Origin of the sequence: Celeribacter sp. (assembly GCF_048266405.1) — a bacterium.
In the GTDB taxonomy this organism is placed as follows: domain Bacteria; phylum Pseudomonadota; class Alphaproteobacteria; order Rhodobacterales; family Rhodobacteraceae; genus Celeribacter.
On record NZ_JBLWZO010000016.1, the window covers coordinates 1 to 14,358 of the forward strand.

Consider the following 14,358-nt stretch of genomic DNA (forward strand, 5'->3'; position numbering starts at 1 on the left):
CTATGGCCCTGGTACGAGCGCTGAACAAAATGACGAAAGCAGGTATGCCTGAAAGCGTGCGTATTGCCTGAAAACACAACCCGCTACGGGGGAGACTTACCCGAAATCTGATTTATTCAACAAAGCCACTTATCGTCTTTACCAGTCGGTCATTCACGATGGATGAGCTGGAAGCCGGGAGACACTGGAAAAATGACTGTAAACTCCTTGAGGCAAACATTCCGACGGGCGCATTTACCGAACCTGTTAATAAACTGGATTGTGCCGGCGTCATCATTAATATACCGACGGTTCAGTATGATGAGTATATCCGCCAGTGGGGGTTATATAAGCGTGCAGGTAAATAGTTTTTAAATTCGCCTGAGCGACTTTCGGTGTTTATTTGTGTCTGCGATTTTAAAAATGGCTTTGCGTGATATATCCGCGAACTACAGCCTGATATTTCTCTGAATTTCTAAAATGTATTAAGGAATGCTCGCATGAGTAATAACATCATGGATACCGTCGCGCAGGCCGTGAACTCGCTGGTCTCTGCGCTGAAGCTGCCCGACGAATCTGCCAAAGCCAATGACACGCTGGGCAGCATGAACTTCCCCCAGTTCAGCCGTATCCTTCCTTACAGGGATTACGACTCTGCGACCGGGCTGTTTATTAATAACAAAACCGTCGGCTATATGTTTGAAGCGCGCCCGCTTCCCGGTGCGGATAAAGTTATCGTCTCCACGCTGGAGCATTTACTGCGCAGTAAACTTCCCCGCGGTGTGCCGGTCAGTTTCCATCTGGTGTCCAGTAAGCTGGTCGGGAATGATATCGACTACGGTCTGCGTGAATTCCGCTGGAGCGGTACACAGGCTAAAAAGTTTAATGCCATCACCCGCGCCTACTACCTCCGGGCAGCCGAAACACAGTTTCCTCTGCCGGACAATCTGGATTTGCCCCTGACGCTGCGTAACTACCGCGTCTACATCTCCTGCTGCGTGCCCCGCAAGAAGAACTCCACCTCGCAAATTGTGGAGCTGGAGAATCAGATTAAAGTGTTACGGGCATCGCTCGGCGGGGCTTACATCCCGACGCGTATTCTCGATGCAGCCGGGCTGGTCGAACTGATGCGGGAGCTGATTAACCCGGACCCGCACGAGATGTACCGGGTGCCGTACAAGCTGGACCCGTATCAGGACCTGAACTACCAGTGCGTGGATGACAGCTTCGACATGCAGGTCACCGCCGGTCACCTGAAAATCGGCCGCCTGGGGCGCGACGGGAAAGAGTGCGTGACCCGGGTGACGAACTACCACCTGGAGTGTGACCCGGAAATCGCCTTTCTCTGGACCGCGGCGGACAACTACGCCAACCTGCTGAACCCTGAGCTCTCCATCTCCTGCCCCTTTGTCATCACGCTGACGCTGATGGTCGAGGACCAGGTGAAAACCCAGAACGAAGCCAACCTGAAATTCATGGACGTGGAGAAGAAAAGCAAAACTTCCTATGCGAAGTATTTTCCGAACGTAATAAAAGAAGTGCAGGAGTGGGGCGATATCCGCCAGCGTCTGGCGACCAACCAGACCTCTCTGGTGTCCTACTTCTTTAACATCACCACGTATACCGCCGACAACGCAGAGGCCTCTCTCGCTACCGAACAGCAGGTGCTCAACAGCTACCGTAAGGGCGGTTTCCAGCTTATCCCGGCCCGCTACCATCACCTGCGTAATTTTCTGGCCATGATGCCGTTCAAGTGCGGCGAAGGCCTGTTTAAAGAGCTGCAGGCGGCAGGTGTGGTGAAGCGGGCTGAGACGTTCCAGGTGGCCAACCTTCTGCCGGTTGTTGCTGACAGTCCGCTGGCGCCGGCAGGACTCCTGGCCCCCACCTACCGTAACCAGCTGGCGTTCATCGATCTGTTCTATAAGGGAATGAACAACACCAACTTCAACATGGCGGTCTGCGGCACCTCCGGGGCGGGGAAAACCGGTCTGATCCAGCCCCTCATTCGCAGCGTGCTCGACTCCGGCGGTTTTGCCTGGGTCTTCGACATGGGCGACGGCTACAAGTCCCTGTGTGAAAACATGGGCGGCGTGTATCTCGACGGCGACTCGCTGAAGTTTAATCCGTTCGCCAATATTCTCGACGACGCTAACTTTGACCTGTCCGCCGAGCGTATCCGCGACCAGATGTCGGTGATGGCCAGTCCCAACGGCAACCTGGATGAAGTGCACGAAGGTCTTCTCCTGCAGGCGGTCCGGGCGGCCTGGCTGAGTAAGCGCAACAAGGCGCGTATCGATGATGTGGTGGCCTTTCTCCAGAGCGAGAAAGACAGTGACGAATACGCCGACTCACCGGGGGTGCGCAGCCGTCTTGATGACATGATTATCCTGCTCGACCAGTACACGGTGAACGGGCTATACGGGGAGTATTTCAACTCCGATGAGCCGTCCCTGCACGACGATGCCCGGATGGTGGTTCTTGAACTGGGCGGGCTGGAGTCGCGCCAGTCCCTGCTGGTCGCGGTGATGTTCTCGCTCATCATCTATATCGAGAACCGGATGTACCAGTCTCCCCGCAGCCTGAAAAAACTCAACGTGATTGATGAAGGCTGGCGACTGCTGGACTTCAAAAACGAGAAGGTGGGGACCTTCATTGAGAAGGGTTACCGGACGGCGCGCCGGCATACCGGGGCCTATATCACCATCACCCAGAACATCGTCGACTTCGACTCCCCGACCGCATCGAGCGCTGCACGGGCGGCCTGGGGTAACTCCTCGTACAAGGCCATTCTGAAGCAGTCAGCGAAGGAGTTTGCCAAATACAACCAGCTGTACCCCGACCAGTTCAGCAAGCTTGAGAAAGACATGATTAACGGTTTCGGCTCGGCCAAAGAGCAGTGGTTCTCCTCTTTTATGCTGCAGGTGGAGGCGAACTGCTCCTGGCACCGCCTGTTTGTCGACCCGCTCAGCAGGGCGATGTACTCCTCCAAAGGCCCGGACTTCGAGTACATGAAAGCGCGCCGGGCAGAAGGTGTCGATATTCACGATGCGGTGTACGGCCTGGCCTGCCACAACTTTGACAGGGAGATGGCTGAGCTTGAATCCCGGATATCTGAAAACGACACAGAGGAAAACCGCTGATGGAAGAGAATGCAGAGCAACAAACGGAGCAGATGCAACAGCAGCAGAGGCCGGAACAGCAGCAAAACAAAGCGACATCGCGCACTTTCCGGCGGGTGCTGGTCATCACCGCCCTCGTCGTTTTTACCCTGGCCTGCAACGTCATGCTCACGCGGGTGATGCTGGCGTACACCACGCCACGGGTGGTGGCCTTCGATATGAAAAAGACGCTCGACAACTTTATGGACAGCGTCAGCCAGAAGCCACTGACAGAGGCGCAGTCAAAAGTGCTCTCGGACCGGTTTAACGAGGCACTGGAGAAGAGCCTGGCGGATTATCAGCAGCAACATCATGTGCTCATTCTGGTCTCACCCGCCGTGGTTCAGGGCGCATCCGATGTGACCCGCACCATTCAGCACGACATTGCCCGCCGGATGAAAGGAGCACAGCAATGATACGACTGAAAGGCTGCCTGCTCGCCAGCTGTCTTTTGTCGCCGCTGACACAGGCGGCCGACCTCGGGACCTGGGGGGATTTGTGGCCCGTGCGCGAGCAGGACATGCTGCAGCTCATCACGCAGCGTCTGCAGAAACTGCAGACCTCCGGTCAGTGGGACCAGACGATGGATGAATTTAAACAGCGCGTCATTGAAAACAGCCAGCGCCCGGCGCCGGTGGAGGGGATTAAACGGGCAGAGAAGTATGAGCAGCGCTGGTTTGACCCCAGCATCCGTCTGACCGAAGACCTGAAAGACCATGAGGGCCGGGTGTTTGCCCGCAAGGGCGAAGTGGTGAACCCCCTGAAAACCGTGCCGTTTATGCAGACCCTGTATTTCATCAACGGGGATGACGCCGACCAGGTGGCGTGGATGAAGCGCCAGGTGCCGGAAACCCTGATGAGCAAGATTATCCTGGTGCGTGGCAGCGTGCCGGACACGTCCGCCGCACTGGACAGCCGGATTTATTTCGACCAGAACGGCGTGCTGAGCCAGCGCTTCGGGCTGACCGCGGTGCCGGCGCGTATCACGCCTGCCCCCTCCGGTGAACGGCTGAATATTGAGACCTTCCCTGTTAAATAAGGATGTTTCCGTGAGAACCCTGACTCTGTTCCTGAGTGCCCTGACATTATGGGGGTACAGCCTCAGTGCGGCCGCTGACCCTTCCTGTGAGGGGCGATTCGTCAACCCGATCACCGATGTGTGCTGGCGCTGTATCTTCCCCCTGTCGCTCGGCAGCGTGCAGGTCGGCAAAGGTGACCTGCCGGATACCAGCAATCCCGGCAGTCCCCTGCAGCTGTGCCCGGCTCCGCCACCGCTGTTTGTTCGTCCCGGCCTGGCTATCGGGTACTGGGAGCCGATGGCCATGACGGACGTCAGCCGCTCGCCGGGCTGTATGGTCAATCTGGGGGGATTCAGCATCAACCTCGGCAAGACCGGCATGGGGACCGCGAAAAAGGACGACAAACAGGTGAACGGGGCCTTCTATCACGTGCACTGGTACAAATACCCGCTGACGTACTGGCTGAACATCATCACGTCAGCAGGCTGCCTGGAAGGGGGCGATATGGATATTGCGTATCTTTCCGAGATTGACCCGACCTGGGTGGACAGCAGCCTGACTACCATCCTGAATCCGGAAGCCATTCTGTTTGCCAACCCGATTGCGCAGGGTGCCTGCGCGGCGGATGCGATGGCCAGTGCGTTTCATATGCCGCTGGATGTTCTGTTCTGGTGCGCCGGCTCTCAGGGGTCGATGTACCCGTTCAGCGGCTGGGTCAGTAACGAGTCCAGTCCGCTGCAGTCCTCGTTACTGGTCAGCGAGCGCATGGCGTACAAGCTTCACCGGCAGGGACAAATCATGGAGAGCATCGGCAAGGACAAGGCGGTCTGCTATGAGTATCCGTCCCCGATTATCCCCAAAGAGCGCTGGCGCTATCAGATGGTGAACATGTACCCCGACAGCGGTCAGTGCCATCCCGTGGGTCGCAGCGTGATGCGCTGGGAAGCGGGACGAAATCCCCCCAACTCACGAAAGAACTACGGCTATCTGATGTGGCGTAAACGTAACTGCGTCTTCCTCTGACAGGAGTCTCCGATGAAATTTATCAATGCGATGATAGTGATGGCCTTACTGACCATGAAGGTGTGTGGGGCCGTTGGCCCGACAACCGAAGACAGAGCCTGGCTGAAACAGCAGGAGAACTTAAGCGAGCAGTTGCGCCAGCATCCGGACAGACAGCTGCAGCAGGAGCTGGAAGCGCAAATTAAGCGCAATCCACTCAACCGCTCAGACAGCCAGTTTATCGATAATCTTCTGAGCCAGCAGAAAGCAGCGAATCAGGAAAAACCGACAGAAGGGGCACTGTATTTTGTCTCCTTCTCGATACCGGAAGAGGGGCTGAAGCGCATGCTGCATGAAACCCGCCAGTACGGTATTCCGGCGACGCTGCGGGGATTAATCAACAACGACATGAAGACCACCACTGACGCGGTGATGCAGCTGGTAAAGGATGGCGTCACCGACGGCGTCCAGATCGACCCGACGCTGTACGCACAGTACAACATCCGGAGTGTCCCTGCCCTGGTGGTGCGGTGTCAGACGGGGTTCGACGTGGTGCGCGGCAATATTCGCCTGAAACAGGCGCTGGAGAAAGTGGCGGAAACAGGTGACTGCGCACAGACGGCCAGAACAATGCTGGGAGGTATCCGGTGAAAGAACTCCCGCTCATTCTGACACTTCACGCCTCTGTCCTCAGTGCCTTCATCTGGCTGGCATCACCGGCCTGTGCTGACAGCGGTACTGACTATAAAGCCGGGTCGGATTTTGCGAAGCAGGTGCAGGGCAGCGGGATGGACTCGCTGAAAAACTTCAGCGGTGAACAAAATCTGCCGGGGTATACCGACAGCCCGGAGCAGACAAAATACTACGGCGGTGTCACCGCCAGCGGAGACAGCGCCCTGAAAGGTGACTCGGCCGCTGAGTTCAGCCAGGGCGAGACCGGTAAAACCATTACGGAGTCATTCACAAACCGGCCTCCGGACCTGGTTTCCCCGGAGGCACCGTTTATTCAGTCGGCAAAAGACATCGAATCCCGGGCGGATACGATTGTCGGGGATACCGGCCAGGCCTGTACGGCCCAGGTGGTTAACCGCAGCGAATTCACGAACCACACCTGTGAACGCGACCTGCAGGTCGAGCAGTACTGCATGCGGACGGCGACCATTACCGGTCACTATAACGATACGACGACGACAGAGGTGTACAGCGTGGCGCTGAAGGATGCCTGGCAGGAGGGCGACCAGGTGAAAGTCCGCTTCACCTTCGGTGTGACAGGGACGCTTATTCATGCAGAGGCGCAGTATTTCATTACCAGCCTGCCGAATTATGCGCCACCGGGGCAGGCAAGGACGCTCTATGCCCTTGGCGGTTCGGTTCGTGTGGAAGGGGGGCAGGAGTGGAAAACCCTTTCCGGTGGCGGTTATCAGGTTGTGGAGGGCCGGGATGAGATTATGACCATTAAGCTGCATGACAGCTATTCGGTCAGCTACTTCGCCGGCATACTGGCCCGGAATCTCCGCTCCGGTTACATCACGCTGAACATCCGCGCCACAATGCAGGTCGCCTCAAAAGAGTGGGAGCCTGACGTCACCTGGGTTGAGAACTGCGCCTTTAACAAAGATGAAGGAAACAAAACATCGTCAGAATGTACTGAGCCGGGAGGTACGAAAGATGTCTGGCAGGACGGGAAAGCGTACCCGGTTTATCAGGCCTGCTGGGCTTACAGGGACACGTACATTACTCAGCCTGCAGATTTTGGTGCCTGTCAGTCTCTGATGGATAACAAAGCCTGCACCCTGTCATCCCGCCAGTGCGCCTTTTACAGTGAGGACGGAAGCGGGACCTGTCTTCATGAGTACGCCACGTTCTCCTGTGAGACGCGGACCAGCGGGAAGCAGATGATTTGCGGCGGGGACGTGTTCTGCCTTGATGGCGAATGCGATAAGGCGGCCTCCGGGAAGAACAATGATTTTGGTCAGGCGGTCTCCGAACTGGCCGCCCTGGCCGCAGCCGGTAAGGACGTGGCTGAGATGGACGGCGTGAATGTCAGGGCCTTCACCGGCAACGCGAAATACTGCAAAAAGTTCGCCGCCGGATTCAGTAACTGCTGCAAGGACAGCGGCTGGGGCCAGGATGTGGGGCTGGCGCGCTGCAGCGGCGAAGATAAGGCGCTCGCGAAAGCCAAAGCCAACAAGCTGACCATCAGCATCGGGGAGTTTTGTTCGAAAAAAGTGCTGGGTGTCTGCCTGGAGAAAAAGCGCAGCTATTGTCAGTTCGATTCAAAACTGGCGCAGATAGTTCAGCAGCAGGGACGTAACGGCCAGCTGCGTATCGGATTTGGCGGCGCGAAAAGCCCGGACTGTCGGGGTATCAGCGTGGACGAACTTCAGCGTATCAACTTTGACCAGCTGGATTTCACAAACTTCATGGAGGATTTAATGAAGAACCAGTCCATCCCTGAGAACGCAGCGCTGACAGAGAAAACGAAAGAACGCATTAAAGAGCTTCTCACACAGTCTTCTGCAAAGTAACCCCTCTTTAATAACATACATATCTAAAGGTGATTAAATGGCCGCGTCATTCATGGTCGTTGTTCTGCTTGTGGTCTTTCTTTTTATTCCGACTGGTATTGCTTTATGCATGTCAGGCCGCAGTCTGCTCCTGATATTCCTGGGTGCCCTGGCGTGCCAGGCCGCTGTTGCCGTTGCGTTTGCAGGACTGTCTGCCCGGGGCTGGTCTGAGTCGATGGGGATGGGGGCGGCATCACTCATTTTCTACGTTATCGGGCTGCATAAGGCTGACGGTGTAAAACAGAATACTCGTAACGGGAGAGAAAAGAATGAAAGTTAATTTTCACAAACATCCTGCCGTCGATTTTTCTCTGAGACTGACGCTGACGAGAATTATCATTTCTCCGGCGCTGTACTTTTCATGGGATGCCGTCAAAGGAACATCAGGCAGCGATTATATCCTGAGCGTTATCTTTATTCTCTGCATGGGCGGTGTCGGGCTTATGAATTATCTGTTTTTTTCGGCGCTGACCAGACTTTTACAGAAGGGAAAATAAAGGAACAGGGATGGAAGAGAGAAAATCGTATGGAATGGTGGTGCTGTTTGTCAGCGTGTTTGTTGTTTTTCTGGTGAGCATCATGTCTTACAGCCTGTGGCGGGACAAACAGATTAGTGCATTTATGGCCACCAACCGTGCCTGGGGTATCCAGTGTGACCGGATTTCTCAGGTCGCGTGGGTGGTCCGGGGTGGGGAGCGGGTGAATTTAACGATAACCGATCTCCCCCTTTACTGCAGCGGCTACCGCTTTGAACTGCGCAATGGTCAGGGTGAAGTCATTCACCTGCTCGATAAACACGTTGCCTACCAGCAACTTTCCCGCCAGCCACACTGATTAAAACAGGTATTTATCATGCGAAAAATACACACCGCCCTTCTGGCGGGGTGCCTTTGCTGCACCCTGTTGCCGGCTTTCGCCAAAGATGCGGGCTGGCAGTGGTACAACGAGAAACTGAAGTCCCGGGAAGCTGAAAAGCCGCCAGTACCGGCGGCCCCGCCACCGCAGATGGATATTCTCCAGAAACAGGCTCTCCTGCAGCAGGCGACGAAGAAAGCCCTGGCGGAAGCCATTATGTACCCCTCGGTCCCCGCCTTTGTGAAGTACTTCCGCCTGCAGAACTACTGGACGCAACAGGCAGGCCTGTTCTCGATGAGCGCGAAGAAGGCCATGCTGGCGCACCCGGAACTTGATTACAACCTGCAGTACAGCCACTACAACGGCACCGTGAAAAACCAGCTTGCTGCTGACTATGCCGAACAGCGCCGGGCTATCTCGACCCTCGCACAGCATTTTGGCGTGATGTTCTTTTACCGGGGCCGCGAAGCCATCGATGGCCAGCTGGTCCAGGTGATTCAGAACTTCCGCGAAACCTATGGCCTGAGCGTGATACCGGTGTCAGTTGACGGCGTCATTAACCCCATGCTGCCCGACAGCCGGACGGACCAGGGACAGGCCGCACAACTCGGCGTGAAGTACTTCCCTGCGATGATGCTGGTCGACCCGAAAAGCGGGCAGGTGAAGCCGCTGAGTTACGGCTTCATCAGCCAGGACGACCTGGCGAAACAGTTCCTCTATGTCTCCAGCGACTTTAAACCCAATTTTTAAGGAATGAGTGATGCGAAAGATTCGTTTTCCCGATTTAGACATTACCGGGATGTGGGTGCTGGCCGTGGGCGTATTTTTCCACCTCATCGCCCGGCTCGTCAGAAAGCAGCCTGAGCTGGCCGTGCAGGCCGGAGAAATCTTCGGGCTGGGCATGGTGGTGTTCGGCGGATACCGCATTCTCAATGCCCTCATTGCAGAAGCTGAAAAGGAGGAGAAGGCCCGTGAAAAACAGCCTGAAGAACACAACTAAAACAGCCGCAACGGTGACCCTGCTCCTGGCTCTTTCCGGCATGGCGCAGGCGGGCACGCTCGATGAGGTGAGGTCGCTCTGGGACCCGCAGGGTATCTCCGGCGCTTCATCTGCCTCCCGGAAGGATGGCGCTCCGCGCGCGGTGACGCCGGTTTCTCAGCCCCGCTGGTTCCGGCTCAGCAACGGCAGGCAGGTGGACCTTCGGGACTGGAAAGTCGTGCTGTTCATGCAGGGGAAGTGCCCGTACTGCCATAAGTTTGACCCGGTCCTGAAGCAGCTGGCCGGGCAGTACGGTTTCTCTGTCTTCCCTTACACCATTGACGGGCAGGGCGATGAGGCCTTTCCCGAGGCGCTGCCGGTGCCGCCTGAGGTGATGCAGACCTTTTTCCCCAATATCCCTGTGGCCACGCCGACCACGTTTCTGGTCAACGTGAATACGCTGGCGGCATATCCGCTTCTGCAGGGCGCCACGGATGCGCAGGGCTTTATGGCACGAGTCGATACGGTATTTCAGATGACGGGGGAGGCAGGGGATGGGCAACATTAAAAGGGCCGCGCTGGCGGGCAGTTTTTTGTTGGGGTTGTCTCTCCCGGCTGCCGCCGATGTGAACGGCGATATGAATAACTTCTTCAACAAGCTGGGGTTCGCGTCCAATACCAGCCAGCCGCAGGTCTGGCAGGGGCAGGCAGCGGGCTATGCCTCCGGCGGTTCGCTGTATGCCAGAACGCAGGTAAAAACCATCCAGCTGGTCAGCATGACCCTGCCGGATATCAACGCCGGCTGCGGCGGCATTGATGCGTACCTGGGCTCATTCAGCTTCATTAACAGCGAGCAGCTGCAGCGCTTCGGCAAACAAATCATGTCCAACGCGGCAGGCTACTTCTTTGACCTTGCCCTGCAGACCACGGTACCCGAAATCAAAACGGCCAAAGACTTCCTGCAGAAGATGGCCAGCGACATCAACAGCATGAACCTCAGTTCGTGCCAGGCCGCACAGGGCATTGTGGGCGGCCTGTTCCCCCGTACTCAGGTGGCGCAGCAGAAGGTCTGCCAGGACATTGCCGGTGAGAGCAATATCTTTGCCGACTGGGCGGCATCGCGTCAGGGCTGTTCGGTTGGCGGGCAGATGGGCAAGGTGCAGGATAAAGCCAGCGATAAGGACAAGGAGCGCGTCATGAAGAACATCAACATCATGTGGAACGCCCTGTCCAAAAACCGGCTTTTTGACGGCAATAAAGAGCTGAAAGAGTTTGTGATGACGCTCACCGGGACGCTGGTCTTCGGTGAGAACAGTGAAATCACCCCGCTGCCGGCGCGCACCACCGACCAGGACCTGATTAAAGCCATGATGGAGGGCGGGACAGCCAGGATTTACCACTGCAATGATTCAGAGAAGTGCCTGAAGGTGGTGGCAGATGCGACGGTCACCATTGCCGCCGACAAGGCGCTTAAGAGCCAGATTTCGACACTTCTGAGCAGCATTCAGAGCAAGGCGGTAATGGACCAGGCCCTGACGGAGCAGGAGAAGGGCTTTATCTCCAGCACCACCATCCCGGTGTTCAAATACATTGTCGACCCGCAGATGCTGGGTATTTCAAACACGCTGATTTATCAGCTCACGGACTATATCGGCTACGACATTCTCCTGCAGTACATCCAGGAGTTGATACAGCAGGCCCGGGCCATGATTGCCACAGGCAACTATCCGCAGTCGACAATGGATTTAATTCTGGAAAACCTGAATCAGGCAAGCGTACAGATTGCCGCCTTCCAGGCGCGTGTTCAGGTCCAGCAGGATGCGATGCTGGTTGTTGACCGGCAGATGAGTTATATGCGCCAGCAGGTGTCCGCCCGCATGATGACCCGCTACCAGAACAACTACCATTTCGGAGGGAGCCTCTGATGACGCCACTTGAAATCTACACCATCGCCGGGGGCGACTGGCTGCGGGGTAACCTGAATGCCATCGCGGCGTTCATGGGGACCGCCACCTGGTCGTCCATTGAGAAAATGTGCATCGCGTTTTCGGTGCTGATTGTGGCTGTCAGCTGGGTGAAAAAACACAACATCATGGACCTTGTCGGCTGGGTGTTTTCCCTGACCCTGGTCTCTATGCTGGTTGTCGTCCGTACACCTGTACAGATAATCGACTACAGCAACGTGGCGCAGGTCTACAAAGTGGATAACGTCCCGGTTGGCCTGGCCATTCCGGCGTCGCTGACCACGCGTGTGGGTAATGCCCTGGTACAGAGCTACGAGATGATTTTCTCCCTGCCCGACAGTGTCACCTACAGTAAGACCGGGATGCTGTTTGGCGGAAACCTGGTGGCGAAAAGCACCGATTTTGTTTCGCAGAACCCCGAAATCACCACCCTGTTCTCCGACTATGTCCAGAACTGCGTGATGGGCGATATCTTTCTCAACGGTAAATACACCCTTGAGGAGCTGATGAACTCCTCTGACCCGTATACGCTGATATTTTCAAAGCCCAGTCCGCTGCGTCAGGTACCCAATCACGACTATAAGTTTCTCGATAAGCCGGAGCTGGGCACGGCCTTTATCAGCTGTCAGGTGGCCGCGACACAGCTTAAACAACGGCTGGCGCTCGACTCCCAGACTGGCGGGAAGACCTGGAGCTACTATGCGCGCCAGCTGTTCGGTGGCAAACCCAATCCGGACCTGCTGTTCAGCCAGATGATAGGCGACAGCTACGGATACTTCTATAACGCCAGCCAGAGTGCCGGGCAGATTATCCGCCAGAACGTCACCATGAATGCGCTGCGTAACGGTCTCCAGAGCTACGCGTCCCGCAGCGGCGACACGGCAAGCCTCGTGAACATCGCCAACACCACGTCGCTGGAAAAGCAGCGTCTGGCACAGGCCACGATGGGGCATCAGGCCCTGCGCTCTCTGCCGATGATGCAGACGGTGATCATGGGCATCATGATTGGGTTGTTCCCCATACTGATTATGAGCGCGATGTTCAACATGATGACGCTGCAGGTGATAAAGGGCTACGCGTTTGCCCTAGTATGGCTACAGTCCTGGCCGCTGGTCTACTCCATCCTGAACAGCGCGATGGCCTACTACGCAAAACAGAACGGTGTCCCGGTGGTCCTCTCAGAGCTCTCTCAGGTGCAGCTCAAGAACTCAGATATTGCGACCACGGCGGGGTATATCTCGATGATGATACCGCCACTCACCTGGTATATGGTCAAGAACATTGGTGCCGGCTTCTCCAGCGCCTACAGCCACTTTGCCTCCTCGGGACTCAGTTCGACGTCTCAGGCCGCATCCGGTGTCGTCGATGGCAACTACTCCTTCGCCAATATGCAGATGGAGAACGTCAGCGGCTACAACTGGGGCACCAACAGTTCAACCAGCTTCGGTCAGATGTCGCGGCAGCTGGGGAACGGTGGTACGGAGACGCAGACCGGGGACGGGACGACTATCTGGGATGCGCGCAGTTCTAAGCTACCGGTTGATATCAATGTCAGCCGGCAACTGGCCAGCGCGAACCAACAGATGGCACGTGAGTCTGATGTGCAGGCACAGAGTCACCTGCATGGCTATAACAACAGCGTGACAAGTGCCTGGAACAGCCTTCAGCAGTTCGGCACAAATAAAGGGAACAGCGCGTCGACAACAACCGGGGCCGATTATACTGAGTCGTCGCAGGATTCAATGGCCAGAAGTAAAATGTGGAATGCGGTTGTTTCTAATGCGAAAGCCAATAACATCAGCAATGAAGAGTCATTCAACCAGTTGATGGATAAGTCAACGAAAGGGTCTGTATCAGGTGAGATGTATGGTAATGCAAAATGGAGTACTGGTGATCAGCTGGCCGGGAAACTGGGTAAATGGGCTACAGGATTCTCCGCTGAAGGTGGGGTGAAAGCAAGTTTAGGTGCGAGTGCTTCTAGTGGCTCTACTGACTCGACGAATGAATCCGGAAGATCATCTCATGACAGTAGGCATGATACCAGTAGTCAGGCTGCCAGAGATTTTAAAGAAGCATCTGATTACTTTACCAGCCGCAAGACAACTACATCAGGTAATATTACCGATAATAATGCCAGTTCGCGTATCGACCAGTTTGCGGCATCGCTTTCGAGTGCCAAAAACAGTTATGACCAGTACACGAACAGCCGGACTCGTAGCCATGAATACAGTGAGATGGCATCCCGTACAGAGAGCATGAGCGGCCAGATGAACGAGAACCTGACTCAGCAGTTTGCTCACTTTGTCCAGCAACGTTCTCCGCAGAATGCAGAAGCCATTCTGACCAACACAAGTTCGCCAGAAGTCGCTGCGCAGCGTGAAGCACTTGCACGTGAATTCGTCAAAGCACAAGTTGAACCAAAGGTTGATGGTGCTTATCAACAAGGTCGCGAAAGCATCGGCCAGAATATGTCAAGTGTGTCAGGTGGTGGTAACCGTGGTTCGGTAATGGCCGACTACGGACATAATGCTGGTAGTATAGAAGCCATGACACGAGATGCGGGGATTAAGGATAATGTGGGGCAGAAAGTGGATGGGATGATAGCGCAGAATAACCAACAGCATCAGGAATCCCGTGAAGGCATACAACAGCAAGGTGTCGAGGTGAGAAAAGAGAATGCTGAACTGGAAAATGACCACAAAACAAAAGGAAATGATTTCAAAAACTCTTATAATGATAAGAAGGAAGAGCAGACTAAATTGCCAGGTGCGGATACAACTAGAGAACTGTTGGATAAGGCAAATAAGTTAGAAAAAGACAAATCAAAGAGATAGG

The 14,358-nt window shown here is 55.6% G+C and carries 14 protein-coding genes; all 14 read left to right on the forward strand.

Features of this window, described 5'->3' with window-relative positions; genetic code table 11:
- The first annotated feature begins 479 nt into the window (after positions 1–479).
- Genes traC through traG form a run of 14 tightly spaced genes read left to right on the forward strand, consistent with a single transcriptional unit; the run spans position 480 to position 14,357 of the window.
- Positions 480–3,119: a type IV secretion system protein TraC gene (gene traC, locus ACN0TS_RS16995; RefSeq protein ID WP_040118480.1), complete on the forward strand. Its 2,640-nt coding sequence runs from the start codon at positions 480–482 to the stop codon at positions 3,117–3,119.
- Positions 3,119–3,553, forward strand: a complete 435-nt coding sequence (trbI, locus tag ACN0TS_RS17000) for a type-F conjugative transfer system protein TrbI (RefSeq protein WP_417260559.1) — start codon at positions 3,119–3,121, stop codon at positions 3,551–3,553. Before traC ends, trbI begins: the two co-directional genes overlap by 1 nt.
- Positions 3,550–4,176 carry a type-F conjugative transfer system protein TraW gene (traW, locus tag ACN0TS_RS17005; protein WP_040118481.1) on the forward strand — a complete coding sequence of 209 codons (627 nt, stop codon included), beginning with the start codon at positions 3,550–3,552 and terminating at the stop codon, positions 4,174–4,176. Before trbI ends, traW begins: the two co-directional genes overlap by 4 nt.
- A 10-nt stretch (positions 4,177–4,186) precedes the next feature.
- The gene (traU, locus tag ACN0TS_RS17010) at positions 4,187–5,179 is read left to right on the forward strand and encodes a conjugal transfer pilus assembly protein TraU (RefSeq protein WP_040118482.1); all 993 of its coding nucleotides are present in this window, start codon (positions 4,187–4,189) and stop codon (positions 5,177–5,179) included.
- Between the two features lie 12 nt (positions 5,180–5,191).
- Positions 5,192–5,809 carry a type-F conjugative transfer system pilin assembly protein TrbC gene (trbC, locus tag ACN0TS_RS17015; protein ID WP_040118483.1) on the forward strand — a complete coding sequence of 206 codons (618 nt, stop codon included), beginning with the start codon at positions 5,192–5,194 and terminating at the stop codon, positions 5,807–5,809.
- Positions 5,806–7,686 carry a type-F conjugative transfer system mating-pair stabilization protein TraN gene (gene traN / locus ACN0TS_RS17020; RefSeq protein WP_117146399.1) on the forward strand — a complete coding sequence of 627 codons (1,881 nt, stop codon included), beginning with the start codon at positions 5,806–5,808 and terminating at the stop codon, positions 7,684–7,686. Before trbC ends, traN begins: the two co-directional genes overlap by 4 nt.
- A 37-nt stretch (positions 7,687–7,723) precedes the next feature.
- Positions 7,724–8,005 carry a hypothetical protein gene (locus ACN0TS_RS17025; protein WP_040118485.1) on the forward strand — a complete coding sequence of 94 codons (282 nt, stop codon included), beginning with the start codon at positions 7,724–7,726 and terminating at the stop codon, positions 8,003–8,005.
- On the forward strand, positions 7,995–8,222 hold the full coding sequence (locus tag ACN0TS_RS17030) for a conjugal transfer protein TrbE (protein ID WP_040118486.1): 228 nt from the start codon (positions 7,995–7,997) through the stop codon (positions 8,220–8,222). The genes ACN0TS_RS17025 and ACN0TS_RS17030 overlap by 11 nt, the downstream gene beginning before the upstream one ends.
- A gap of 10 nt (positions 8,223–8,232) precedes the next feature.
- The gene (locus ACN0TS_RS17035; RefSeq protein ID WP_040118487.1) at positions 8,233–8,559 is read left to right on the forward strand and encodes a hypothetical protein; all 327 of its coding nucleotides are present in this window, start codon (positions 8,233–8,235) and stop codon (positions 8,557–8,559) included.
- Positions 8,560–8,577: 18 nt separating this feature from the next.
- Positions 8,578–9,330, forward strand: a complete 753-nt coding sequence (traF, locus tag ACN0TS_RS17040) for a type-F conjugative transfer system pilin assembly protein TraF (protein ID WP_040118488.1) — start codon at positions 8,578–8,580, stop codon at positions 9,328–9,330.
- A gap of 10 nt (positions 9,331–9,340) precedes the next feature.
- Positions 9,341–9,580, forward strand: a complete 240-nt coding sequence (traQ, locus tag ACN0TS_RS17045) for a type-F conjugative transfer system pilin chaperone TraQ (RefSeq protein WP_040118489.1) — start codon at positions 9,341–9,343, stop codon at positions 9,578–9,580.
- On the forward strand, positions 9,552–10,127 hold the full coding sequence (gene trbB / locus ACN0TS_RS17050) for a type-F conjugative transfer system pilin assembly thiol-disulfide isomerase TrbB (protein ID WP_040118490.1): 576 nt from the start codon (positions 9,552–9,554) through the stop codon (positions 10,125–10,127). Before traQ ends, trbB begins: the two co-directional genes overlap by 29 nt.
- Positions 10,114–11,484, forward strand: a complete 1,371-nt coding sequence (traH, locus tag ACN0TS_RS17055) for a conjugal transfer pilus assembly protein TraH (protein ID WP_040118491.1) — start codon at positions 10,114–10,116, stop codon at positions 11,482–11,484. The genes trbB and traH overlap by 14 nt, the downstream gene beginning before the upstream one ends.
- Positions 11,484–14,357, forward strand: a complete 2,874-nt coding sequence (traG, locus tag ACN0TS_RS17060; protein ID WP_065806280.1) for a conjugal transfer mating-pair stabilization protein TraG — start codon at positions 11,484–11,486, stop codon at positions 14,355–14,357. The genes traH and traG overlap by 1 nt, the downstream gene beginning before the upstream one ends.
- The last annotated feature ends 1 nt before the right edge of the window (position 14,358 follow it).